The 23,961-nt window shown below is 70.9% G+C and carries 20 protein-coding genes; 7 read left to right on the top strand and 13 right to left on the bottom strand.

The features are described 5' to 3' along the window. Positions 1 to 80: 80 nt before the first annotated feature. The 6 genes from OG430_RS28740 to rsmI all read right to left on the bottom strand — a co-directional run bounded on the left by OG430_RS28740 (position 81) and on the right by rsmI (position 5,767). Complete coding sequence (locus OG430_RS28740; RefSeq protein WP_327355510.1) at positions 81 to 983, bottom strand: 4-(cytidine 5'-diphospho)-2-C-methyl-D-erythritol kinase; 903 nt, start codon at positions 981 to 983, stop codon at positions 81 to 83. Beyond that, the gene (rsmA, locus tag OG430_RS28735) at positions 984 to 1,850 is read right to left on the bottom strand and encodes a 16S rRNA (adenine(1518)-N(6)/adenine(1519)-N(6))-dimethyltransferase RsmA (protein ID WP_327355509.1); all 867 of its coding nucleotides are present in this window, start codon (positions 1,848 to 1,850) and stop codon (positions 984 to 986) included. Positions 1,851 to 1,906: 56 nt separating this feature from the next. Then, positions 1,907 to 3,202, bottom strand: a complete 1,296-nt coding sequence (locus OG430_RS28730; RefSeq protein ID WP_442816736.1) for a ubiquitin-like domain-containing protein — start codon at positions 3,200 to 3,202, stop codon at positions 1,907 to 1,909. A 199-nt stretch (positions 3,203 to 3,401) separates the two neighbouring features. After that, on the bottom strand, positions 3,402 to 4,280 hold the full coding sequence (locus OG430_RS28725; RefSeq protein ID WP_327355507.1) for a TatD family hydrolase: 879 nt from the start codon (positions 4,278 to 4,280) through the stop codon (positions 3,402 to 3,404). A 25-nt stretch (positions 4,281 to 4,305) separates the two neighbouring features. Continuing rightward, positions 4,306 to 4,725: a hypothetical protein gene (locus OG430_RS28720; protein ID WP_327355506.1), complete on the bottom strand. Its 420-nt coding sequence runs from the start codon at positions 4,723 to 4,725 to the stop codon at positions 4,306 to 4,308. Positions 4,726 to 4,909: 184 nt separating this feature from the next. Then, positions 4,910 to 5,767: a 16S rRNA (cytidine(1402)-2'-O)-methyltransferase gene (rsmI, locus tag OG430_RS28715; protein ID WP_327355505.1), complete on the bottom strand. Its 858-nt coding sequence runs from the start codon at positions 5,765 to 5,767 to the stop codon at positions 4,910 to 4,912. A gap of 159 nt (positions 5,768 to 5,926) precedes the next feature. Here rsmI and OG430_RS28710 point away from each other — a divergent pair, with 159 nt between their 5' ends. The 4 genes from OG430_RS28710 to OG430_RS28695 all read left to right on the top strand — a co-directional run bounded on the left by OG430_RS28710 (position 5,927) and on the right by OG430_RS28695 (position 12,541). Continuing rightward, positions 5,927 to 7,681: a dolichyl-phosphate-mannose--protein mannosyltransferase gene (locus OG430_RS28710; protein WP_327355504.1), complete on the top strand. Its 1,755-nt coding sequence runs from the start codon at positions 5,927 to 5,929 to the stop codon at positions 7,679 to 7,681. 126 nt (positions 7,682 to 7,807) lie between these two features. Continuing rightward, positions 7,808 to 9,412 (top strand): penicillin-binding transpeptidase domain-containing protein, encoded by a 1,605-nt coding sequence (locus OG430_RS28705; protein ID WP_327355503.1) that lies wholly within the window; start codon positions 7,808 to 7,810, stop codon positions 9,410 to 9,412. A 61-nt stretch (positions 9,413 to 9,473) separates the two neighbouring features. After that, positions 9,474 to 11,225, top strand: a complete 1,752-nt coding sequence (locus OG430_RS28700; protein ID WP_442816569.1) for a penicillin-binding transpeptidase domain-containing protein — start codon at positions 9,474 to 9,476, stop codon at positions 11,223 to 11,225. 170 nt (positions 11,226 to 11,395) lie between these two features. Next, a complete protein-coding gene (locus OG430_RS28695; protein WP_327355502.1) occupies positions 11,396 to 12,541 on the top strand; it encodes a serine hydrolase domain-containing protein in 1,146 nt (381 codons plus the stop codon). A gap of 50 nt (positions 12,542 to 12,591) precedes the next feature. Here the strand turns inward: OG430_RS28695 and OG430_RS28690 are convergent, their stop codons facing one another. The 5 genes from OG430_RS28690 to OG430_RS28670 are packed head-to-tail and all read right to left on the bottom strand — an operon-like array spanning position 12,592 to position 16,584. Then, the gene (locus OG430_RS28690; protein WP_327355501.1) at positions 12,592 to 13,443 is read right to left on the bottom strand and encodes a DMT family transporter; all 852 of its coding nucleotides are present in this window, start codon (positions 13,441 to 13,443) and stop codon (positions 12,592 to 12,594) included. Further along, positions 13,440 to 13,976, bottom strand: a complete 537-nt coding sequence (locus tag OG430_RS28685; protein WP_442816568.1) for a YbaK/EbsC family protein — start codon at positions 13,974 to 13,976, stop codon at positions 13,440 to 13,442. Before OG430_RS28685 ends, OG430_RS28690 begins: the two co-directional genes overlap by 4 nt. Before the next feature lie 43 nt (positions 13,977 to 14,019). After that, positions 14,020 to 14,778: an energy-coupling factor ABC transporter ATP-binding protein gene (locus tag OG430_RS28680; RefSeq protein WP_327355499.1), complete on the bottom strand. Its 759-nt coding sequence runs from the start codon at positions 14,776 to 14,778 to the stop codon at positions 14,020 to 14,022. After that, on the bottom strand, positions 14,766 to 15,527 hold the full coding sequence (gene cbiQ, locus OG430_RS28675) for a cobalt ECF transporter T component CbiQ (protein WP_327355498.1): 762 nt from the start codon (positions 15,525 to 15,527) through the stop codon (positions 14,766 to 14,768). The genes OG430_RS28680 and cbiQ overlap by 13 nt, the downstream gene beginning before the upstream one ends. Before the next feature lie 4 nt (positions 15,528 to 15,531). Continuing rightward, positions 15,532 to 16,584, bottom strand: a complete 1,053-nt coding sequence (locus OG430_RS28670; RefSeq protein ID WP_327355497.1) for an energy-coupling factor ABC transporter permease — start codon at positions 16,582 to 16,584, stop codon at positions 15,532 to 15,534. A gap of 230 nt (positions 16,585 to 16,814) precedes the next feature. On the opposite strand from OG430_RS28670, the gene OG430_RS28665 reads away from it, so the two are divergent. Beyond that, on the top strand, positions 16,815 to 17,171 hold the full coding sequence (locus OG430_RS28665) for an SsgA family sporulation/cell division regulator (RefSeq protein WP_327355496.1): 357 nt from the start codon (positions 16,815 to 16,817) through the stop codon (positions 17,169 to 17,171). A gap of 3 nt (positions 17,172 to 17,174) precedes the next feature. Here the strand turns inward: OG430_RS28665 and OG430_RS28660 are convergent, their stop codons facing one another. After that, positions 17,175 to 19,379 (bottom strand): MMPL family transporter, encoded by a 2,205-nt coding sequence (locus OG430_RS28660; RefSeq protein WP_327355495.1) that lies wholly within the window; start codon positions 19,377 to 19,379, stop codon positions 17,175 to 17,177. A 112-nt stretch (positions 19,380 to 19,491) separates the two neighbouring features. After that, positions 19,492 to 20,079 carry a TetR/AcrR family transcriptional regulator gene (locus tag OG430_RS28655; RefSeq protein ID WP_327355494.1) on the bottom strand — a complete coding sequence of 196 codons (588 nt, stop codon included), beginning with the start codon at positions 20,077 to 20,079 and terminating at the stop codon, positions 19,492 to 19,494. Between the two features lie 235 nt (positions 20,080 to 20,314). On the opposite strand from OG430_RS28655, the gene OG430_RS28650 reads away from it, so the two are divergent. Together OG430_RS28650 and OG430_RS28645 are read left to right on the top strand one after the other, a co-directional pair. Next, positions 20,315 to 23,551 carry a S41 family peptidase gene (locus OG430_RS28650; protein WP_327355493.1) on the top strand — a complete coding sequence of 1,079 codons (3,237 nt, stop codon included), beginning with the start codon at positions 20,315 to 20,317 and terminating at the stop codon, positions 23,549 to 23,551. Positions 23,552 to 23,687: 136 nt separating this feature from the next. Then, positions 23,688 to 23,948, top strand: coding sequence for a hypothetical protein (locus OG430_RS28645; RefSeq protein ID WP_327355492.1), 261 nt, complete (start codon positions 23,688 to 23,690; stop codon positions 23,946 to 23,948). The last annotated feature ends 13 nt before the right edge of the window (positions 23,949 to 23,961 follow it).

Genomic DNA, 23,961 nt, shown 5'->3' with positions numbered 1-23,961 from the left:
GACGGGCTGATTTCATCAGCCCGTCCGGCGTTTGAGGACACAGCTCCGCAGGATTTCGGGAAGGGGCGGGGTGGGGAAAATCAAACCACCGTCGCACCCGCGGCCGGCGCCGAAGCCACCCGCGCCGCCCGGCAGGTCCCGGAGGCGAGCAGCGCCTCCGCCACCGCAGCCGCGGATTCCGCAGACTTCGCGAGGAACGCGGTGGTCGGCCCGGAACCCGATACCAGCGAGGCAAGCGCACCCGCCGCCATACCCACGTCCAGCGTCTCCCGAAGCGACGGGAACAACGACAGCGCAGCCGGCTGCAAGTCATTGGACACGGCCGAGGCCAAAGCCACCGCATCCCCCACCCGCAGAGCGGAAAGCAGCGCATCCGAAGCCACCGGCTCCGGCACGGAACGCCCCGCCCACAACCGGTCGAACTCCCGGTACACCGCAGGCGTGGAAAGCCCCCCGTCAGCGACGGCGAACACCCAGTGGAAGGAGCCCCCGACCGGCAACGAGGTCAACTGCTCCCCCCGCCCCACGCCCAGCGCAGCACCCCCCACCAGCGAGAAGGGAACATCGCTCCCCAACTCCGCGCAGAGGGAGAGCAGTTCGCCGCGCGAAGTGCCGAGCCCCCACAGCGCGTCGCACGCGACAAGCGCCCCCGCGGCATCCGCGGAACCCCCCGCCATGCCCCCGGCGACCGGGATGTCCTTGTCGATGTGGATGTGCACGGCAGCGGAAGAAGCCGAGATCCCCGCCCGCTCGGCAAGAGCAAGCGCCGCCCGGGCCGCCAAGTTGGAGGAATCCAAGGGCACTTGGTCCGACCCCGGGCCCGAGCAGGTGACCCGCAGCGAGGCCGCGGGAGTCACCGTCACCTCGTCGTACAGCCCCACGGCCAGAAAGACGTTGGCCAGGTCATGAAAGCCGTCGGAACGCGCCCCACCCACCGCGAGCTGCACATTGACCTTGGCCGGTACGCGTACCGTCACGCTCACTTACGAGACTCCCTTGTGCTCCGCGATCTTCGCGAACTCCTCCACCGTGAGCGCCTCGCCCCGCGCCTGGGGCGAGACACCGGCCGCCACCAGCGCCGCCTCGGCGGCCGCAGCCGAACCCGCCCACCCGGCGAGGGCGGCCCGCAGGGTCTTGCGGCGCTGCGCGAACGCGGCGTCGACGACGGCGAAGACCTCGGCGCGGGAGGCGGACGTGTCGACCGGCGCGGAGCGCCGCACCAAGGACACCAGGCCGCTGTCGACGTTGGGCGCGGGCCAGAAGACATTGCGGCCGATGGACCCGGCGCGCTTGACGTCCGCGTACCAGTTGGCCTTCACGGAGGGCACTCCGTACACCTTGTTCCCGGGCGCCGCGGCCAGCCGGTCGGCGACCTCGGCCTGCACCATCACCAGGGTCCGCTCGATGCTCGGGAACGTCGCGAGCATGTGCAGGAGCACGGGGACGGCCACGTTGTAGGGCAGGTTGGCGACCAGCGCGGTCGGCCCGGGACCCGGCAGTTCCGTCACGACCATCGCGTCCGAGTGCACGAGCGAGAAGCGGTCGGCGCGGGCCGGCATCCGGGCCTCGATCGTCGCGGGCAGCGCGGCGGCGAGCACGTCGTCGATCTCGACGGCGACGACCCGGTCCGCGGCCTCGAGCAGCGCCAGGGTCAGCGAGCCGAGGCCGGGCCCCACCTCGACGACCACGTCGTCGGGCTCGACGCCCGCGGTGCGCACGATGCGGCGGACCGTGTTGGCGTCGATGACGAAGTTCTGGCCGCGCTGCTTGGTCGGGCGTACGCCCAGGGCAGCGGCCAGTTCGCGGATGTCGGCGGGGCCGAGGAGGGCGTCGGGCTCAGTGGTGCTCACGGCATCAAGACTAAGCGCCCCCGACGGCCCGCCCGGTCAGCCGGACAGCCGACCGCTCAGCGGTGGAGTCGGCCGCCGCAGTGCGGCCACGGGCTGGCGCCGCGCTGCACGTACAGCTTCTTCGCCCGGAACGTCTGCTCCTCGGCCGGGGCGTCCTGCGGACGGCCACTGCCGCCGAGGCTCTGCCAGGTCTGGGTGTCGAACTGGTAGAGCCCGCCGTACGTCCCGGAGGGGTCGGTGGCGGCGGGGCGGCCGCCCGACTCGCAGTGCGCCAGGGAGTCCCAGGAGAGGTGGTCGGCGCCGGACACGGTCGTCGGGAGCGCCTTGGTGCCGACCTTCACGATCTGCGTCTCGGGCTCGCGGATCACCTCGGTCTGCAGGCGCTTCGGCTTCTGCTTGACGCCGTTGACGGTGCGCAGGGCGTACGTGACCCGGCGCGCGCCCTGTCGGCCGGGGCTGACGACGACTTCGGTGCCGCTGTAGAGCGAGGCGTCCTGGGTCTTCTGGACGTCGAACGCGATGGGTTCCTCGCGGACTTCCTTGGTGCCGGTGACCCGCATGACGGTCACGGTCTGGCCGTCGCGCGGGAAGCTGGACGGCGGCACGGAGGTGGTGTCCTGGCCGCGCAGCTCGATGCCGGCCTCCTCGACGGCCTCGCGGACGGTCGCCGCGTTCGTGCGCAGGGTGCGCTCGCGGCCGTCCACCATGACGGTGACCGTGCGCTCGGTGCGTACGGCCAGTTCGAGACCGTCGCGCTCGATCCGCTTGGAGCGCGAGGACGACAGATACGCGCCCTCCGCGCGCACCCCGAGCTGGCGGAGCGCCCCGTCGACCGTGTGCGCGGTCGTCCAGACCTTGCGGCGCTCGCCGTCGAGGGTGAGGTGCACGGGCCGGCCGTAGCGGACGACGACCTCGTCGCCGCTGGCCAGGGCGGTGCCGGGGGCGGGGGCGACGATGTCGTGGCCGCTGACGGCCAGGCCCTCGTCCTCGAGGAGCTCGTGCACGTCGTCGGCGAAGGTGTGCAGGGTGCGCGGCTTCCCGTCGACGGAGAGCTCGACGGCCTTGTCCTCGGCGATGAACGCGGAGGTCCCGCCCGCCAGGAACGCCACGACCAGGGCCTGCGGGACGAGCCTGCGCAGGGTGTCGGGGCGGACCGCGTCGGTGCGGGACTTCTTGCGCCGGGCGGCCCGACGCGCCTCGGCGCGGCCGCCGGCGCGCTGCTGGGCGGCGGCCGACGCGGAGGACTGGCGGGGGAAGGCGGGCGGCGTCGCGGCGGCCTCGTAGGCGGGCCGGTACGTGTCGTACGGGTCGCGGTCGTAGGCCTCACCGCTCTCCCCCGGCCCCGGATCCACGTACGACGGACCGGAGACGGCGGCACCGCCGCGACGGTGACTGCCCCTCGAATTGCTCACTAAGACGCTCCAGGCTGCGGTCCGGGCGGGCGGACAGAACCTAGCGGAGCTCTCGTCACTCTCCAAAGCAGGCCGATCATGCTGTGTCGCGGCACTGCCCAGCGATAGACCCCTTCCGGGGCCCTTCTGCCGTTATCGGTCAGTAATCAAATGCGCGCGCCGTATTGGCGGAAATCGCCGTCGCCAGCGCATCCTCGGCCACGCCCTTGACCGTCGCCATCGCCCGCAACGTGACCGGAATGAGATACGGCGCATTAGGCCGTCCGCGGTAGGGCGCAGGGGTCAAAAAGGGCGCATCGGTCTCTACGAGGACAAGCTCCAGCGGCGCCACGACGAGCGCGTCCCGCAGCGGCTGGGCGTTCTTGAACGTGACGTTGCCCGCGAAGGACATGAAGTAGCCGTTCTGCGCGCAGACTTGGGCCATCGCGGCGTCGCCCGAGTAGCAGTGGAAGACGGTGCGCTCGGGGGCGCCCTCCTCCTTGAGGATGCGCAGCACGTCGGCGTGCGCCTCTCGGTCGTGGATGACCAGGGCCTTGCCGTGCCGCTTGGCGATCTCGATGTGGGCGCGGAACGACCGCTCCTGGGCGGCCTTGCCCTCGGGCCCGGTGCGGAAGTAGTCGAGCCCGGTCTCCCCGACGCCCTTGACGTGCGGGAGTGCCGCAAGGGCGTCGATCTCGGCAAGGGCCTCGTCGAGGCCCGCGTCCCCGAGCGGTTCCCGGGCGCCCTGCCGGGACCAGCCGTCGGGGTCTCCGTGCACGATGCGCGGGGCCTCGTTGGGGTGCAGGGCGACCGCGGCGTGCACGGCCTCGTGGGCCTTGGCGGTGTCCGCCGCCCAGTGCGAGCCTCGTACGTCGCAGCCGACCTGGACGACGGTCGTCACGCCCACCGCCGCCGCGTTGGCCAGCCCCTCCTCGACGGTGCCCGCCTGCATGTCGAGGTGGGTGTGCGAGTCGGCGACCGGGACCCGGAGGGGCTCGGGCAGCGGCGGTGCGGCGTCGGCGTCGTGCTTGGGGCTCATGCCCCGATCCTACGAACCCCCGGGATCACTCGGACTTGCGGTGGTGGTGCTGGAAGGGATGCAGAAGGTCCGACAGATGCCAGTGGTGCGACTCGTCGTTCGTCGGCTCGTCGCCGTCGCCCTTCGACTGCTTCGGCGGCTTGGGGGCATGGTGTTGACGCTTGAGCATGTCCAGGACGGAAGAGACCTGACCGGCCTGCATGATGCGCACGACGTGGCCGCCGCAGTTCATGCAGGTGGGGCGGGACAGCGGCGAGGGAACCCGCTGGCCGTCGGCCATATACATGACGAATTCATTGCCTGAGGCGTCGACATGGTGCTCGATGTCGTACGACTGCTCCCAGCCGTAGCCACAGCGCATGCAGGCGAAGGAGTACGCCTCTTGAACGGTCGCGATCGCGCCGGTGGATTCACCTGTTGTACGGCCGGTGGTGATGTCACTCATGCCAGCTCCTCTTGTCCGCTGGACAAGCACGTCCGGGGACGGGTGCGTCCCCACAACCAGTGGACGCCTCTCCCGGCCGGCGCGCATCAGTCCTGTCGACTATTGGAGCGGTCTTTGGCCTCTCATGTGGAAAGGGCCTGGTACGCGCCTTAATCTTTGCTTTTCACGATAGTCCTTTGCCGCGTCATGGGGACTGTCGAGCCGCATTCTTTGCCGCCACGACCGCATCGAAAACCTCGCGTTTGGGTAGGCCCGCTTCCAGAGCCACTGCCGCGATGGCCTCCTTGCGGCGCTCCCCCGCCTCCTCGCGCACCTGGACCCGGCGCACCAGCTCGTCCGCGTCCAGCTCCTCGGCGCTCTCGGGGGCACCCTCGACGACGACCGTGATCTCGCCGCGTACGCCCTCGGCCGCCCACTCGGCGAGCTCCTTCAGGGGGCCGCGCTTCACTTCCTCGTACGTCTTCGTCAGCTCGCGGCAGACGGCGGCCCGCCGGGTCTCGCCGAAGGCCTCGGCCATCGCGGCGAGGGTGTCGTCGAGGCGGTGCGGGGCCTCGAAGTAGACGAGGGTGCGCCGCTCGTCGGCGACGTCCTTGAGGCGGCTCATGCGCTCGCCGGCCTTGCGCGGCAGGAAGCCCTCGAAGCAGAAGCGGTCGACGGGAAGCCCGGACAGCGCGAGCGCGGTGAGCACCGCCGAGGGGCCGGGCACGGCGGTGACCTTGATGTCCCGCTCGACGCAGGCGGCGACGAGGCGGTAGCCGGGGTCGGACACGGACGGCATGCCCGCGTCCGTCACCAGGAGCACGCGCGCGCCTTCCGCGAGGGCCTCCACCAACTCGGGCGTACGCGCCGACTCGTTGCCCTCGAAGTAGGACACGACCCGGCCTGTCGTCTGCACCCCGAGCGCCTGGGTGAGGCGGCGGAGCCGGCGGGTGTCCTCGGCGGCCACGATGTCGGCGCCCGCCAGCTCGGCGGCGAGCCGGGGCGGGGCGTCGGAGGTGTCGCCGATGGGGGTGCCTGCGAGTACGAGCGTTCCTGCTGTCACCCGTCCATCCTCGCAGGGAATCCGGGCACCCTTCGCGCGGCCGATGGCGCAAGGCCCTGCACGGGCAGAAGGGGGTATATCCCGTAGGGATTCGATTGAGGGTGGTGGCGGGAGACGGGAGGGCGGGACTCGCACAGCCCGGTTCCCTACGATGGCGCGGTGACCAGTGCAGCGTCCACCACGGACTCCCCCGACGCCCAACAGGGCGAGGCAGCCCCTCAGCAGGCGCCGACCTGGCAGCGCCGCCTGCGCCGGTTCGGCTACGTCGCGGGGCCCAGAGCCGATGTGCGCGCCCGCCTGGTGCCGCCCTACACCGAGCCGAGCCCCCGCCTTTGGGCCGTGTTCGGGGTGCCCGCCGAGCGGATCGCGCCGCTGAACCGGGCGATGGCGTGGGTGGGGCCGCTGCTCGTGGCGCTGGTCGCCGGGGTCATGCGGTTCTGGCATCTGGGCTCGCCGCGGAAGGTGATATTCGACGAGACGTACTACGCGAAGGACGCGTGGGCGCTCTGGCACCGCGGCTACGAGGTCAACTGGCCCAAGAAGATCGGCAATCTCGACGTCAACGACGCGGTGATCCAGCAGGGTTCGTCGACCCCGCTGGGCCACGACGCCTCGTACGTCGTGCATCCGCCGGTCGGCAAGTGGGTCATCGGGCTCGGCGAGTGGCTGCACGGCTTCACGCCGTTCGGCTGGCGCTTCATGGTGGCGGTGCTCGGCACGCTGTCGGTCCTGATGCTGTGCCGGATCGGGCGCAGGCTGTTCCGCTCGACGTTCCTCGGCTGTCTGGCGGGCGGGCTGCTCGCGGTGGACGGGCTGCACTTCGTGATGAGCCGCACGGCGCTGCTCGACCTGATCCTGATGTTCTTCGTGCTCGCCGCGTTCGGCTGCCTGGTGATCGACCGGGACTGGGCGCGCCGCCGTCTCGCGGCCGCGCTGCCGACCGACGAAGAAGGCGTCGTACGTCCCGACGTGCACGTCGCCGAGACCTTGCGGCTCGGCCTGCGGCCGTGGCGGATCGCGGCCGGGGTCAGCCTGGGCCTCGCCGCCGGCACCAAGTGGAACGGCCTGTACATCATGGTCGCGTTCTGCCTGATGGCGGTCCTGTGGGACGTCGGCGCGCGCCGGGTCGCGGGGGCCGCGCGGCCCTATCTGGCGGTGCTCAAGCGGGACGTGACGCCGGCCTTCTTCTCGACGGTGCCGGTCGCGCTCGTCACGTACCTCGCGTCCTGGACCGGCTGGATCCTCAGCAAGGACGGCTACTACCGGAACTGGGCCGCCACCGAGGGCAAGGGCTGGGGCTTCCTGCCGGACTGGCTGCCCAGCCTGTGGCACTACGAGCAGACGGTCTACAAGTTCCACGTCGGCCTGACCTCGGGCCACCAGTACGACTCCAACCCCTGGAGCTGGCTGGTCCTCGGCCGCCCGGTCTCGTACTTCTACGAGTCCCCGACGGCCAATCAGGACGGCTGCACGGCCCAGATGGCGGGCACGGCCGGCAAGTGCGCCAGCGAGGTCTTCGCCCTCGGCACCCCGCTGCTGTGGTGGGCGGCGTGCTTCGCCCTCCTGTACGCGCTGTGGCGCTGGGCCTTCCGCCGCGACTGGCGGGCCGGGGCGATCCTGTGCGGGGTCGCGGCCGGGTACCTGCCGTGGTTCATGTACCAGCAGCGGACCATCTTCTTCTTCTACGCGGTCGTGTTCGTGCCCTTCCTCTGTCTCGCGGTCGCCATGATGATCGGCGCGATCCTCGGCCCCCAGGGGTCGTCGGAGCGGCGCCGGGTGGTGGGCGCGGTCGGGGCGGGCGTGCTCGTCCTGCTGATCGTGTGGAACTTCATCTATTTCTGGCCGCTCTATACCGGCCAGACGATCACCGTCGATCAATGGCGGGCGCGGATGTGGTTCGACACCTGGGTCTAGCCGGGCGGATTCCGGGTCCATCCCGTTCGCATAACGAAAGGCCCTTCAGCCCCTCACGCCACGTAGTCTGCCCCTCATAACTTCCTGTTGAACACGTTCAACAGGCCCTGGGGAGGGGAGCGCGACATGCGCAATGGGGCAAGGCTTTCCATCATCGGCGGGGTATTCGCCTTGATGGTGGGCGGGGCGGGATATGGCGCCTGGAATCTGCTGAGTACGGACTCGGGGGGCTCTGGTGGCCCTGGTGGCTCGACTTCCGACAAGTCGGGGCCGCCGTCCGCGGACGAAGTCCGGGATGTCACGGGGAAGTTCTTCGAGGCGTGGGAGAACGGGAAGGCGGACGACGCCGCCCGACTCACCAACTTCTCGAGCGATGCGACCGGATTGCTGGGCACGTTCTCCAAGGTGAAGGTGACACCGGGCAAGGCGTCCGGCACGCAGGTGCCGTACAAGGTCTCGGCGACGGCGACGTACGAGGGGAAGAGCAAGACCTTCTCGTACGAGAGCTCGTTGAAGGTCGTCCGTGGCAACACCACCAAGGAGCCCTTGGTGGACTGGGACCCGAGCGTCGTGCACCCCGACCTCAAGAAGGACGACACCTTGAAGCTGGGCGAGGCGGAAGCCGCGCCGATCAAGGCGCTCGACCGGAACGGCAAGGAGCTGACCGAGGACAAGTACCCCTCGCTCGGGCCGATCCTGGGCGCCCTGCGCGAAAAGTACGCCGAAGACGCGGGCGGGAAGCCCGGCGTCGAGCTGTGGATAGAGCGGGCCGGTGACAGCGATCCCGACGAGACTCTGCTCACTCTTGAGAAGGGCAAGCCTGCCCTGCTGCGGACCCGGCTGAGCGCCACCGTGCAGGCAGCCGCGGAGAAGGCCGTCTCCAAGTACCCGAAGTCCTCGGTGGTCGCCATCCAGCCCAGCAGCGGCGACATCCTCGCGGTGGCCAACGAGCAGCCCTTCAACACGGCATTCAGCGGAACACTGGCCCCTGGCTCGACAATGAAGATGGTCTCGGCGGCCACCCTCATCGACCAGGGCGTGACCTCGGCGGACAAGCCGGCCCCGTGCCCGCCCACCGCCACCTGGCAATCGCGCACCATCGGCAATCTGAAGGGCATGCAGCCCAACGAGAACGCCACGCTCGCCAACAGCTTCGCCCGTTCCTGCAACACGGCGTTCGTGAAGTACGCCGACGAGCTGAAGGTCGACGACCTCACCAACGAGGCACGCAACTACTTCGGTATCGGCGCCAACTGGCAGACCGGCATAGAGTCGTTCGACGGCAGGGTTCCGGCCTCGGGCGGTGGTACCACCGCGGAAAACCTGATCGGTCAGGGCGAAGTTCAGATGAACCCGCTCAACCTGGCGTCGATCGCCGCGACGGTGAAGGCGGGCGCCTTCCACCAGCCGATCCTCGTACCGGCGAGCTACGGGGACCGCCAACTGGCCACCGCCAAGCCCCTGTCGGGGAGCACGGCAGTCCAGCTGCGCCAGATGATGCGGCTGACCGCTACCTCCAACATCGGCACCGCCACCAGGGTGATGGCCGGCCTCGGCGGCGACATCGGTGCGAAGACGGGCTCGGCGGAGGTCGATGGTGCGGCCAAGTCCAACAGCTCCTTCGCCGGGTACCGGGACAACGTCGCCGCGGCCGCGCTGGTCGAGCAGGGCGGCCACGGCGGCGACGCGGCCGGCCCCATCGTCGCGGAGGTGCTGCGCGCGGGCTCCTGACCCTCCCGGCCGCGTATAGGGTGCCCGGACTGGCCGGGCGTGGGGCATCTGCGGAGGAGCTGTGGGCAAGAGAAGGCGCGTCGAACCGGAGAACGGTTCGGCCACCAATGCGTGGGCGGGTCTGAAGGACCTGCCCAAGGGGGCCAAGGCCGCCGTGATCGGCGGAGCCGTCGCCGTGGTCGCGGCCGGGGCGGGCTTCACCGCGTACGCGCTGTCCGGCTCCGGCGAGGGCACGGCGGGCGAATCCTCGCAGGCCACGGGCCACGACTCCGTCGAGCAGGGGCCGCCGAGCAAGTCCGAAGTCCGGGCCACCACCGAGAAGTTCCTGGCCGCGTGGGCCAAGGGCGACGCGGCGGGCGCGGCCGGGCTGACGGACGACTCGGCGGCCGCGAGCGCCGCGCTCACCGGCTACAAGAAGGACGCGCACCTCAGCGAGGTCAAGCTGAAGCCGGGCTCCGCGCAGGGCGCCAAGGTGCCCTTCGAGGTCTCCGCGGTTGCCTCGTACGAGGGAAAGAGCAAGCCGCTTTCGTACGGCTCCGAACTCACCGTCGTACGCGACAAGAAGAACGGAAAGCCGGTCGTCCACTGGCAGCCGTCCGTCGTGCACCCGGGTCTCAAGGACGGCGACACCCTGCAGGCCGGTGCGGCGGGAACCCCGCCGATCAAGGCAGTTGACCGCGACGGCGGCGAGCTGACGAAGGAGAAGTACCCCTCGCTCGGCTCGGTCCTCGACGGGCTGCGCGACAAGTTCGGCGACAAGGCGGGCGGCAAGGCGGGCATCGAGCTGCGGATCGTCCGCAAGGACTCCGCGAAGGCCTCCGACAAGGACAAGTCGAAGGACAAGGCCAAGGGCGACGACGGCAAGGCGTTGCCCGACAAGACCCTGCTCACCCTGTCCGAGGGCACCCCCGGCACGGTGAAGACCACCATCAGCCCGGCCCTGCAGGCCAAGGCCGAGCAGGAGGTGGCCAAGCGCTCGCGGGCCGCCGTGGTCGTGCTCAAGCCGTCCACCGGGGAGATCCTCGCCGCCGCCAACTCCAACCCCACCGGCATGAACGTGGCGCTCCAGGGCTCCCTGGCCCCCGGCTCCACGATGAAGATCGTCAGCGCCTCGATGCTGCTCGAAAAGAAGATCGCGTCGATCGACAAGCCGCACCCGTGCCCCAAGTACGCCTCGTACGGCGGCTGGAAGTTCCAGAACGTCGAGGAATTCGACATCAAGAACGGCACGTTCCGCTCCAGCTTCGCGGCGTCCTGCAACACGGCCTTCATCTCGCAGGCCGAGAAGCTCAAGGACGACGACCTGACCAAGCAGGCCCAGGAGGTCTTCGGGCTCGGGCGCGGCAACTGGCAGATCGGCGTCTCGTCCTTCGACGGGGCGGTGCCGGTGCAGTCCGACGCGCAGATGGCCGCCTCGCTGATCGGGCAGGGCGGGGTCCGGATGAACCCGCTGAACGTCGCCTCGATCATCGCGACGGCCAAGACGGGCACCTTCCACCAGCCCTATCTGGTCTCCCCGGACGTGGACGGCCGCACGCTGGCGACGGCGCCGCGCAAGCTGTCGGCCGAGGCCCAGTCGCAGCTGCGTACGTTGCTGACCTATACGGCGACGTCGGGCTCGGCGGCCGAGGCGATGGCGGGGCTCGGTCCCGACATCGGCGGCAAGACGGGCTCGGCCGAGGTCGACGGGCAGGAGAAGCCCAACGGCTGGTTCACCGCTTGGCGGGGCGACCTGGCCTCGGCCGCGGTGGTCCAGGAGGGCGGGCGGGGCGGCAAATCGGCGGGGCCGCTGGTCGCGACGATGCTGCGGTAGCCATTCAGCCCCTCCGGCGTTTGAGGAGTGGGGGTCCGGGGGCGGCGCCCCGGACCCCCACTCTGTTTCTGCCCCACCTGCAAGGCGACCTTGCGCGGGCCCCGGAATCGCACCGAATGCGCGGGCGTTGCACCATGGGGGGTCGGTCAAGCGAGAACGGGAGTACGGGCGTGGACGTCCAAGGCACAGTGGCGCCGGGCTTCGAGCCCGTCCGAGAGGCGTTCATACGCAACTTCGACGGGCTCGGTGAGCGCGGCGCCGCGGTCACCGTGTACCGCGGCGGGCAGCCCGTCGTGGACCTGTGGGGCGGGACCAGGGATCTCGACTCCGCCGCCCCCTGGGAGCAGGGCACGGCCCACATCGTGCGGTCCGCCACCAAGGGTGTCGCCGCCGCCGTCCCGCTGCTCCTGCACCAGCGCGGACTCCTCGACCTGGACGCGCCCGTCGGCACGTACTGGCCCGAGTACAAGGCGAACGGCAAGGAGCGCACGCTGGTGCGGCACCTCCTCGCCCACCGGGCCGGCGTGCCCGCCCTGGACCGCCCGGTCCGCTTCGAGGAGCTCGGCGACGCCCCGGCCGTCGTCGCCGCGCAGGCCCCGCACTGGGCGCCCGGCACCGCTCACGGCTATCACCCGCACACCTTCGGCTGGCTCGTCGGCGAGCTCGTGCACCGGGTCACGGGCCGCTCCCTCGGTCGCTGGATCGACGAGGAGCTGGCCCGCCCGCGCGGCCTGGAGTTCTGGCTCGGGCTGCCCGACGCGGAGGCCCACCGGGTGGGGCGGGCCGGGCGGGTGGAGACCCCGGAAAGCGTCGGCGGCCTGCGCCTGAGGCCCAAGCGAAGCGTCTCCGAGGCGTACGCGGACCCCGAGTCGCTGACCCGCCGGGCGTTCGGCGCCCTCGCGCCCACGGACGAGAACGCGCCCGCGTACCACGCGGTGGAGCTGCCCGGCTCGAACGGCATCGCCACCGCCCGCGGCCTGGCCCGCTTCTACGCCTCGCTGATCGGCGAAGTCGACGGCCACGCCCGGCTGTTCGCCCCGGCGACGGTCGCGATGGCCCGCACCGAGGAGTCGGCGGGCCCGGACCGCGTCCTCGTCGTGAACACCCGCTTCGGCCTGGGCTACATGCTGCACGGCTCGGCCTCGCCGCTGCTCGCCCCCGGCTCCTTCGGTCACCCGGGGCGCGGCGGGCCGCTGGCCTTCGCGGACCCGGAGTCGGGGATCGCCTTCGGCTACGTGACCAATGGTCTGCAAAAGGGAGTCACGGCGGACCCGCGTGCGCAGGCGCTGGTGCGGGCGGTGCGGGCCTCGCTCTGAGCCACCATGGGGCTCCACTGGGGGGCCCACCGTGGGGCTCCACCGAAGGCTCACGCCGAGTGCAGCATCAGCCCGATCCCGACCACCATCAGCCCCGCCGCCGCGATCCTGGGCGCCCCGAACTTCTCCTTGAAGAACACCGCCCCGATCCCCGCCCCCACGATGATCGACGACTCCCGCAGCGCCGCGATCGGCGCGAGCGCGGCGCGGGTCTGGGCCCACAGGACCAGGCCGTACGCGGCCACGGAGAGGGCGGCGCCGAGCAGCCCCCGCAGGGCGTACGGCCGGAGCAGCGACGGCAGTTGACCGCGATGACGGTGGAGTGCGTACGCGGGAATCGCGACGCCCTCCAGGATCATCAGCCAGGCGATGTAGCCGAGCGGCGTGCCCGACGCCCGTACGCCGACCCCGTCCACCACGGTGTACGCCGCGATGGAGAGCCCCGTCGCGAGGGCGGCCAGGAGCGCCGGCCAGTGCGGCAGCTTGCCGGAGCCCTTGATCCCCCACAGGGCGACGCCGACCAGACCGGTGCAGGCCACCGCGACGCCCACCGTCTGCCAGGCGTCGATGCGCTCCCCCACGAAGACCGCGGCCGCGACGGTGACGACGAGCGGGGCCGTGCCGCGCGCGATCGGATACATCTGCCCGAAGTCGCCGAGCGAGAACGACCGCATGAGCAGCGCCTGGTAGAGGACGTGCAGGAACGCCGAGGCGATCAGCGCGGGCCAGGCGCCGGCCGCGGGCATCGGCGCGAAGCAGGCGAGCACGGCCCCGATCAGCGCCCCGCCGCCGGTGAGCAGGGTGAAGGCGAGCAGCTGGTCCTTGATGTGGTGGGCTATCGCGTTCCAGCTGGCGTGTGTGACGGCGGCGAGCACCACGGCCGCCGCGACCAGGGGCGTCACTGCGCGGACTGCGTTTCGCGTACGTCGACGAGCGTGGCGCCCGCGTGCGCGATCACGCTCTTCGGGTCGAGCGGGAACACGGCGTGCGGCGTGCCGGCCGCGGCCCAGACCACGGTGTGGTCGAGCAGACCCCGGTCGGCGAGGACGCGGGTGCGGGTGCGGTGGCCGAAGGGCGGCACCCCGCCGATCGCGTACCCGGTGGTCTCCCGGACCAGATCGGCGTCCGCACGCTTGACCTTCTCGGCGCCCAACTCCCGGCGCACGAGCTCCACATCGACCCGTGAGGCCCCGTCCATGAGAACGAGCACCGGCACGCCGTCGGCAGCGAAGATCAGCGACTTCACGATCTCGCTGAGCTCGCAGCCGATGGCCTCGGCGGCCTGCGCGGCGGTCCGGGTGGCCTCGGGGAAGGTGCGTACGGCGGGCAGCAGCTCGCCGAGGCCCAGTTCCTTCAGGGCCTCGGCGAAACGGGGATGGGCGGCGGTGTCCTGGTTGCTCATGGCCCGCACGCTAGCGGTACGTGTACCCGGCATGCGACCCGGATTCCGTGGCGCGACCGCGCCAGGCGCGAACGCGTCAGGGCCGCGTGGACGCCGACCGGGGATCGAACCCGAACGGCAGCTCCAGGCGGTGCGCCCGCATCAGCTCCTCGTCGCACAGCAGCTCGGCCGTCGGCCCGTCCGCCACGATCGCGCCGTCGCTGAGGACGAGCGCGCGCGGGCACAGTTCGAGGGCGTACGGCAGGTCGTGCGTGACCATGAGGACGGTGACGTCCAACGAGCGCAGGATGTCGGCCAGTTCGCGGCGCGAGGCGGGGTCGAGGTTGGACGACGGCTCGTCCAGGACCAGGATCTCCGGCTCCATCGCGAGCACGGTCGCGACGGCCACCCGGCGCCGCTGGCCGAAGGACAGGTGGTGCGGCGGCCGGTCCGCGAAGTCCTCCATGCCCACAAGCGCGAGCGACTTGCGCACACAGGCTTCGAGTTCGGGCCCGCGCACTCCCGCGGACGCGGGCCCGAACGCGACGTCCTCGCGGACGGTCGGCATGAAGAGCTGGTCGTCGGGGTCCTGGAAGACGATGCCGACCCGGCGGCGGATCGCCGCGAAGTTCCGCTTCTCGACCGGGAGTCCGGCCACGGTGACGGAGCCCGCGCCCGCCTGGAGGATGCCGTTGAGGTGCAGGACGAGGGTGGTCTTGCCCGCGCCGTTCGGGCCGAGCAGCGCGACGCGCTCGCCCCGGCCGAGGGAGAAGTCGACGCCGAAGAGGGCCTGGTGGCCGTCCGGGTAGGCGTAGGCGAGGCCGGAGACCTCAAGAGATGCAGTCACAGGGTCCATCCCAACAGACATACGGCGAGAGCGGCGAGCGGCAGGGTCAGGGCGTACGTCCACTGCGCACGCGAGGCCGTCACCTCGTCGATGACCGGCATCGACCCGGCGTATCCCCGGCTGACCATCGCCAGGTGCACGCGCTCGCCACGCTCGTACGAGCGGATGAAGAGCGCGCCCGCCGACTTCGCGAGGACGCTCCACGAGCGCAGCCCGCGCGCTTCGAAGCCGCGGGACTCGCGGGCGATCCGCATCCGGCGCATCTCGTCGGTGATGACGTCGCCGTACCGGATCATGAAGGACGCGATCTGGACGAGCAGCGGCGGAAGCTTCAACCGCTGCAGGCCGAGCAGCAGTTCGCGCAGCTCGGTGGTGGAGGCGAGGAGTACGGAGGCGGCGACGCCGAGGGTGCCCTTGGCGAGGACGTTCCAGGCGCCCCACAGTCCGTTGACGCTCAGCGAGAGACCGAGGACGTCGATCCGCTCGCCCTGCGCGACGAACGGCATGAGCACGGCGAAGGCCACGAACGGCACCTCGATGAGGAGCCGCTTGAGCAGGAAGCCGGCCGGGACGCGGGCCGCGTACGCCACGGCGCCGAGCAGCACCGCGTACAGGCCGAACGCCCACATCGCCTCGCGCGGCGTCGAGACGACGACGAGCACGAAGCAGAACACGGCGGCCAGCTTGCAGTGCGGCGGCAGCGCGTGCACGGGCGAGTGCCCGTGCCGGTAGAGGCGGTGTGCGTGGCCCGCGCCCATGCCGTCAGACCGTTTCCGCGACCGGGGCCTCGGCGGCCTCGGTCGGCGTACGACGCTTGCGGACGACCCAGAAGACGCCCGTGCCCACGACCACCGTGACGCCGACACCGATCACGCCCGCGAGGCCGCCGGAGAGCCGGGCGTCGGTGACGTCCTTGACGCCGTAGTCGGCGAGCGGGGAGTCCTTGGCGGCGTGGTCCTCGACGTTCTTGTCGATGCCCTTGTCGGCGGCGACCTTCTCCAGGCCGTCGGGGCTGGCCGAGGCGTAGAAGGAGACGAAGCCCGCGAGGATCAGGGAGGCGACGAGGCCGGTGATCCACACCTTGCGCGGGGAGCGGCCGACGGTGACGGGGGCCGCGGCGGGCGCGGCATCGACCAGCTCGCCGCCGACGCGCAGCTTGAGCGGGGCGGTGAGGCCCCGGGCGCCGTGCACGAGGTCGGGGCGGACCGCGATGACCGCGCCGACCGTGGCGGCGGTGATGGCCGCCTCGCCGAGGCCGATGAGGGTGTGCACGCCGACCATGGCGGTGAAGACGGTGCCGGTGGGCACGTCCGTGGTGCCGCCGACGGCGTAGACGAGCGTGAAGACCGCGGCCGCGGCGGGCACGGAGACCAGCGCGGCGACGAAGGACGCCACGGTCACCGAGCGGCGGCCGCGCGGCAGGACCTTCACCAGGCCACGGAAGAGGGCGTACGCGACGACCGTCGTGACCACGCCCATCACCGTGATGTTCACGCCGAGCGCGGTGAGCCCGCCGTCCGCGAAGAGCACGCCCTGCATGAGGAGCACGACCGAGATGCAGAGCACGCCCGTGAAGGGCCCGACGAGTATCGCCGCGAGCGCCCCGCCGAGCAGATGCCCGCTGGTGCCGGCGGCGACCGGGAAGTTCAGCATCTGGACCGCGAAGATGAAGGCGGCGACCAGGCCCGCGAGGGGCGCGGTGCGCTCGTCCAGCTCCCGGCGCGCGCCCTTCAGGGATACGGCGACGGCGCCCGCGGCCACGACTCCGGCGACCGCGGAAACAGGTGCGTTGATGAATCCGTCGGGTACATGCATGGGCAGGGCTCCGCTTCTGCGGTCGGTCGGGCTTCGGTGGTTCGGAACGGCGGTCGTTCTGGATTCCTGGCAGGGCGCAGAACCGTTTGATGATAGTCCGCTGTTGCGAGGCGCTTGCAAGAGCGCACTCCACACAATTAGCGCTACCCCATAGACGGGTAAATATGGGACATTAGGGACTTAAGTTAATGACTGGTCCACAGCCAGTCGTCGCCACGGTAAGGAGCCGCATGTCCGTCGTCGAGGAGTGGGCACGAGGGCACATCGTCGCGGACGACGGCCCCGGCGGTCACCATGCGGTACGCGTGGCGCTGCGCTACGACCCGGAGCCCACTCCCGGCACGGTGATGATCAGCTTCCCCGGCTCCCCCGGCGGGCAGGAGTGGAAGTTCTCCCGGGAGCTCCTGGAGCAGGGCATGCGCGCCCCCGCCGAAAGCGGGGACGTACGGATCTGGCCGTGCGGACGGGTCCAGACGGTGATCGAGTTCCATGCGGAGCACGAAGTGGCGGTCGTGCAGTTCGACTCGGTCCCGCTCACGCGGTTCCTGCGTCGTACCTACACGACCGCCACCTCGATCCCCCAGTAGGGCTCAGACGCCGACCAACTCCCGGTCCCCGTCCGGGTCTTCCGCGGCCTTCGACTTCTGCAGCTGCTCGCCCTCGACATCGACGTTGGGCAGCACCTTGTCCAGCCACTTCGGCAGCCACCAGGCCCGGTGCCCGAGCAGCGCGAGGACGGCCGGCACGATGGCCATGCGCACGATGAAGGCGTCGAAGAACACCGCGATCGCGAGGCCGAAGCCGATCATCTTGACCATCTGCTCGCTGGAGCCGATGAAGCCGGAGAACACCGCGATCATGATGACGGCCGCGGCCGTGACCACCCGGGCCCCGTGCTTGAAGCCGGTCACGATGGCCTGTCCGGGCCGCTCCCCGTGGACGTACGCCTCGCGCATCCGCGTCACCAGGAAGACCTCGTAGTCCATCGCGAGGCCGAAGACCACGCCGACCATGAAGATCGGCATCATCGACATGATCGGGCCGGTCTGCTCGACGCCGAAGAGCGAGCCGAGCCAGCCCCACTGGAACACCGCGACGACCGCGCCGAGCGCGGCGACCACCGAGAGCAGGAAGCCGAGCGCGGCCTTGAGCGGGACCAGGACCGAGCGGAAGACGACCATCAGGAGCAGGAAGGCGAGGCCGACGACGAGCGCCAGGTAGGGCAGCAGCGCGTCGTTCATCTTCTGCGAGAAGTCGATGTTCATGGCGGTCTGGCCGGTGACCAGGACCTCGCCGCCGGTGGAGGCCTTGATGTCGCCGCCCGCGCCGCGGATCTCGTGGACCAGGTCCTCGGTCTGCGTCGAGGACGGGCGGTCCTTCGGGACCACCGTGATCATCGCGGTGTTCCCGTCCTTGTTGAGCGTGGGCGGGGTGACGGCGGCGACTCCGGACATGCCCTTGATGTCGTCGACCGTGCGGTCGGCGGCGGCCTTGTCGCCGTCGACGACGACCATCAGCGGGCCGTTGAAGCCGGGCCCGAAGCCGTCCGAGAGCGCGTCGTACGCGCGGCGCTGGGTCGTCGAGGTCGGCTGGGCGCCGTCGTCGGGCAGGCCCATCTCCAGGCTGGAGGCGGGCAGGGCGATCGCGCCCAGGCCGATGACGCCGACGAGCAGCACCCAGATCGGACGGCGCAGGACGAAGCGCGCCCAGCGGGTGCCCGCGTTCGGCTTCTCCTCGCCCTTCGTGAGGTCTCCGGAAGCCATGGCCTTGCGCGCCTTGCGGCCGTGCACCCGCTTGCCCGCGAACCCGAGCAGCGCCGGGATCAGCGTCAGCGCGATGAGGACGGCGATGCCCACCGTGCCGGCCGCCGCGAAGCCCATCTTCGAGAGCATCGGGATGTTGACCACGGCCAGGCCCACCAGGGCGATGACGACCGTGAGTCCGGCGAAGACCACCGCCGAGCCCGCGGTGCCGACGGCCCGTCCGGCCGCCTCCTCGCGCTCGCGCCCCTCGGCCAGCTCGGCCCGGTAGCGGGAGACGATGAACAGCGCGTAGTCGATGCCGACCGCGAGCCCGATCATCATCGCGAGCGTCGAAGTCGTGGAGCCCAGATCCAGCACATTGGCCAGCGCGGTGATCGTCGAGACGCCGATGCCGACGCCGATGATCGCGGTGAGCAGCGGCAGCCCGGCGGCGACCAGCGAGCCGAAGGTGATGACCAGGACGATCGCGGCGATCGCGATGCCGATGATTTCGCCGGCGCCCGTCTCGGGCACGGCCTGCAGCGCGTCACCGCCGATCTCCACCTGGAGCCCGTCGGCCTTGGCCGCCTTGCCGGTCTCCTTCAGCTCGTCCTTGGTGTGCTCGCTGAGCTCCATGCCGCTGACCTTGTACGAGACCTGCGTATAGGCCGTCGTACCGTCCTTGCTGAGCGCGCCGGACTTGGGCGCGAACGGGTCGACGACCGAAACCACCTGGTCGGACCCGGACTTGAGGTCCTTGACGGTGTCCTCGATCGCCTTCTTGTTGGCGGGGTCGGTCACCTTCTGGCCGTCCGGCGCCTTGAACACCACGCGGGCCGTGGCCCCGTCGGCGCTCGCGCCCGGGAAGCGCTGGTCGAGCAGGTCGAAGGCCTTCTGCGCCTCCGTACCCGGAATGGAGAAGGAACTGGAGGTCGCGGTCGACGCGGAGGCGGCACCGAAGCCCGCGAGGGCCAGCAGTGCCACCCATATGAGGGCGACGAAGCGCCGGCGCCTGAACGTCAGGCGGCCGAGCTTGTAGAGGAAAGTGGCCACTTGGGCGTACTCCCGGTCAGGTCGTGGGGGCGTATCAGGGCAGGGCAAACCAGCCCGACGACGTGAGCGGTGCGTCAGTTGGGGCTGTACGGGTTCTGCAGGGGGCGGACGGTCAGACGCCGAGGGCGGGGAGCACGACGGCGTCGATGTAGGAACCGAGGAAGGCCTTGTCCATGGGCTTCTCCTCGACCATGTGCCGGGCGATGAAGGCACCGACCAGCATGTGGATGACGTACTCCAACGCGGGGTTGTCCGCGGCCACTTCGCCCCGGTCCACCGCACGGCGCAGCAGTACGTTCAGCCCGGTGATCTCGGGCTCGATCATCAGGTCCCGCATCGCCTTGTGGAGATCGGGATTGTCGTGGACGACATGGACGAGACCCCGCATCAGCGCGGAGTCCTTCTCCATCTCGCAGTCGTCGCCGAGCTCCACCATCTTGTGGAAGTCGCCGCGCAGCGTGCCGGTGTCGATCTCGGCGAAGCTGACGGGCTTGTTGAAGCGCAGCGCCTTGGCGACCAGCTCGGGCTTGCTCCCCCACTGGCGGTAGAGGGTGGCCTTGCTGGATTTCGTACGAGCCGCGATGGCGTCCATGGTCAGGGCGTCGTAGCCCGTCTCGCGCAGCAGGTCGAGGACGGCTCCGTAGAGCTCGGCCTCGCGCTCGGGGGTGATCCGGCTGCGACGTGGAGCGGTCTCTGCCATGGCACTCCCTCCCGGGGCTCTGGGCGATCTGGGTAAACGAAACGGTTTCGTACTCCAGAGACTGTACGCCCACGCCTTAGCGAAACGAAACCGTTTCGTACGTGTCCCGGGTCACAGAACCAGCCCCTCCGGCGTTTGAGGAGGGGGTCCGGGGCGGAGCCCCGAGTCGTGAGCCGGTCGCGCCCGAAGGGAAACCCAAGTTGCCGCACCCCGCCAAGCGGAAAAGCATGGATAAGTGAGCGATGCCGCGTACCTCCGCTTCCCGCACCTCTACGGTGACCTGCTCTGCTTCGCCGCAGAGGATGACCTCTGGATCTCCCCCCTGACCCCCGCGGGCTCGCGCGCCTGGCGGCTGACCGTCGACCGGACCCGGGTCAGCCACCCGCGCTTCTCCCCGGACGGCAGCCAGATCGCCTTCACCACCTGGCGCAGCCTCGACCCGGAGATCCACACCGTCCCCGTGTCCGGCGGCCCCGCCACCCGGCTCACCTACTGGGGCAGCACCGACACCAAGGTCTGCGGCTGGACCCCCGACGGGGACATCCTCGCCGTCGCCTCGCACGGCCAGCCCTTCTCGTACTTCACCTGGTCCTACTCGGTAGCCACCGACGGCTCCCCCGGCGGCAAGCTCCCCTGGGGCCCGGTCGACGACATCGCGGTGGCCGACATCGACGGGGAACGCCTGACCCTGCTGCTCACCGGCAAGCCCCCGCACGAGCCGGCCGCCTGGAAGCGCTACCGGGGCGGTGCCACGGGCCGCCTCTGGATGCACGGCGAGCGGATCCTGGCGGACCTCGGCGGGCACTTCAGCAGCCCGATGTTCGTGGACGGCCGGATCGCGTTCCTCTCCGACCACGAGGGTGTCGGCAATCTCTACTCGTGCCTGCCGGACGGCTCCGACCTGCGACGGCACACGGACCACGACGAGTTCTACGCCCGGCACGCGTCCAGCGACGGCACCCGCGTCGTCTACCAGTGCGCGGGCGACGTCTGGCTGGTCGACGACCTCTCCGAGAGCGGCCGGCCGCGCAAGCTGGACATCCGCCTCGGCGGCCCGCGCGCGGGGCGGCGCGGCTATCAGGTGCCCGCGGCCCAGCACGTCGACGCGTTCTCCGTGGACGAGACGGGCCGGGCCAGCGCGGTCGTCGTGCGCGGCAGCCTGTACTGGCTCACCCACCGGGACGGGCCCGCCCGCACCATCGCGGACACCCCGGGCGTACGCGTACGCCTGCCGGAGATGCTCGGCTCGGGCGGCCAGGTCGCCTACGTCACCGACGCCGAGGGCGAGGACGCCGTCGAGATCGCCTATCTGCCCCGGGCCAGCGGCGACCGGGAGCCCCGGCGGCTCGCGCGCGGCGAGCTCGGGCGCGTACAGGAAATGGTGGCGGACACCGACGGCGAGCGGATCGCCATCGCGTCCAACGACGGGCGGCTGCTGCTCATCGACGCGACCGAGGACTCCAACGGCGAGGTGACCGAGCTGATCCGGTCCATCAACGGGCCGGTCAGGGATGTCGCGTTCTCGCCCGACGGGGAGTGGCTGACCTGGTCGCACCCCGGCATCGGACGCTCCCTGCGCCAGATCAAGATGGCGCGGATCAAGGACCGCACGATCGTCGACGTCACCAACGGCCGCTTCGAGGACGAGAATCCGGTCTTCACCCGCGACGGCCGCTACCTCGCCTTCCTCTCCTGGCGCGGCTTCGACCCGGTCTACGACGTGCACACCGGCGACCTGTCCTTCCCGCTCGGCTGCCGCCCCTATCTGGTGCCGCTGTCCTCGGCCACCCCCTCCCCCTTCGCCCTCTCCCCCGACGGGCGCCCGGCGGCCGGCGGCCTCGACCCGGCCGAGGGCGACAGCGGCGACGGCACGGTCACCGTGGAGATCGAGGGCCTGGAGTCCCGCGTCACGCCCTTCCCGGTCGCGGCCTCCAAGTACTCGGCGCTCTACCCGGTCAGCGGCGGCGGCCTGGTCTGGCTGCGCTGGCCGATCTCCGGCGCGCTCGGCGAGACCTTCGCCAACCCGACCGACATGTCGGGCCGCCCGACCCTCGAATACTTCAACATCACCAAGGCCAAGAAGACCGAACTGGTCAACCACCTCGACGCGTTCGGCATCAGCGGCGACGGCACCCGCCTGGTCGTCATCGACGAGGGCGAGCTGCGCGCGGTCCCCTCCACCGAGACCGGCGACAGCGACTCCACGGTCTGGATCGACCTGCGCCGCATCCTGCACGAGGTCGACCCGGCCGCCGAGTGGCGCGGCGCCTACGCGGAGGCCGGCCGCATCATCCGCTCCTACTTCTGGGAGCCCCACATGTGCGGCCTGGACTGGCCGGCGCTCCTCGACCAGTACCGTCCGCTGGTCGAACGGGTCGCGTCCCCCGACGAGTTCGCGGATCTGCTCCGCGAGGTCCTCGGCGAACTGGGCACCTCTCATGCGTACGTCTCCCCCGCACGCCGCAACGAAGGCCCACCGCACTACCAGCGCGCCATGGGCCTGCTCGGCGCCAACCTGGTCTGCCGGGACGGGGTGTGGGTGGTCAAGCGGATCCTGCCCGGCGACTCCTCGGACTCCAAGGCCCGCTCCCCGCTGGCCGGCGCGGGCATCCGCGAGGGCGCGATCCTCACGCATGTCGACGGGCGGCCGGTGGACCCGGTGACCGGGCCCTATCCGCTGCTCTCGGGCGCGGGCGGCACGACGGTCGAGCTGACCTTCAAGGCCGCGGAGGGCGAGGGCAGATCGCGGCGGGTCGCGGTGGTCCCCCTCATCGACGAACGCCCCCTGCGCTACCAGGACTGGGTGGCCAAACGCCGGGGCGTGGTACGGGAGTTGAGCCACGGCAAGTGTGGCTATCTGCACATCCCCGACATGGGCGGCTCGGGCTGGGCCCAGTTCAACCGCGATCTGCGCATGGAGGTCTCCCGCCCCGCGCTCATCGTGGACGTACGGGGCAACGCGGGCGGCCACATCAGCGAGCTGGTCGTGGAGAAGCTCACGCGGACCATCCTGGGCTGGGACCTGACCCGCAACGCCCAGCCCGTCTCGTACGCCTCCAACGCACCCCGCGGCCCGATCGTGGCCCTCGCCGACGAGGCGACCTCGTCGGACGGCGACATGATCACGGCGGCCTTCAAGCTGCTCGGGCTCGGGCCAGTGGTGGGCCAGCGCACCTGGGGCGGCGTGGTCGGCATGACGGGTCGGCACCGGCTCGGGGACGGGACCATCATCACGGTGCCGATGAACGCGGCGTGGTTCGACGGCGAGCTCGGCTGGTCCGTGGAGAACCACGGCGTCGAGCCCGACATCGAAGTCCTGCGCACCCCCCTGGACTGGGCCGAGGGCCGGCACGCCCAGTTGGACGACGCGGTACAGGTCGCGCTCGACCTGCTCGCCGAGCACCCGGCGGCGGTCCCGCCGGACTACTCGGCGGTTCCGGATCGTCGCCGACCGAAACTTCCACCGCGCTGACCTGCGCAGACCACGCTGCGCAGTGGGCAGGTACGCCCTGGATCACGCACCGGAATCTTTCAAAATGCGCGGAATGTCCTCGCATGCCACGCTGGTTGCGGCCCGAAACCCCTCACCCTCTTAGGAGTGAACCTTCATGGGCATCATGGACCAGTTCAAGGACAAGGCCGACCAGCTGCAGGACCAGGCGAAGGAGAAGTTCGGCTCCGCCAAGGACGCCGGGCAGGACGCCGCCGACCAGGCGAGCGACCGCGCCTCGCAGGCCGGCCAGGACCTGCAGGACAAGGCGCAGGGCGCGGCCGAAGAGGCGAGCGAGCGCTCGTCGGGCCTCGCGGACGACGCGAAGAGCGCCGCCCAGGAGCAGGCCGACAAGTTCAACCAGGACTACGACTCCTGACGAACTGACCGCG

Origin of the sequence: Streptomyces sp. NBC_01304 (genome assembly GCF_035975855.1) — a bacterium.
Taxonomy (GTDB): Bacteria; Actinomycetota; Actinomycetes; order Streptomycetales; family Streptomycetaceae; genus Streptomyces.
This window is presented reverse-complemented; position numbering and strand designations above follow the sequence as displayed.

Bases quoted from the DNA above. Each gene is read 5' to 3' on its own strand.
- cbiQ (WP_327355498.1), bottom strand. From the start codon at position 15,527: ATGGGCGCGGGCCACGCACACCGCCTCTACCGGCACGGGCACTCGCCC.
- OG430_RS28645 (WP_327355492.1), top strand. From the start codon at position 23,688: ATGGGCATCATGGACCAGTTCAAGGACAAGGCCGACCAGCTGCAGGAC.
- OG430_RS28680 (WP_327355499.1), bottom strand. From the start codon at position 14,778: ATGGACCCTGTGACTGCATCTCTTGAGGTCTCCGGCCTCGCCTACGCC.
- OG430_RS28705 (WP_327355503.1), top strand. From the start codon at position 7,808: ATGCGCAATGGGGCAAGGCTTTCCATCATCGGCGGGGTATTCGCCTTG.
- OG430_RS28670 (WP_327355497.1), bottom strand. From the start codon at position 16,584: ATGCATGTACCCGACGGATTCATCAACGCACCTGTTTCCGCGGTCGCC.
- OG430_RS28725 (WP_327355507.1), bottom strand. From the start codon at position 4,280: ATGAGCCCCAAGCACGACGCCGACGCCGCACCGCCGCTGCCCGAGCCC.
- OG430_RS28720 (WP_327355506.1), bottom strand. From the start codon at position 4,725: ATGAGTGACATCACCACCGGCCGTACAACAGGTGAATCCACCGGCGCG.
- OG430_RS28685 (WP_442816568.1), bottom strand. From the start codon at position 13,976: ATGCCGGGTACACGTACCGCTAGCGTGCGGGCCATGAGCAACCAGGAC.
- OG430_RS28665 (WP_327355496.1), top strand. From the start codon at position 16,815: ATGTCCGTCGTCGAGGAGTGGGCACGAGGGCACATCGTCGCGGACGAC.
- OG430_RS28655 (WP_327355494.1), bottom strand. From the start codon at position 20,079: ATGGCAGAGACCGCTCCACGTCGCAGCCGGATCACCCCCGAGCGCGAG.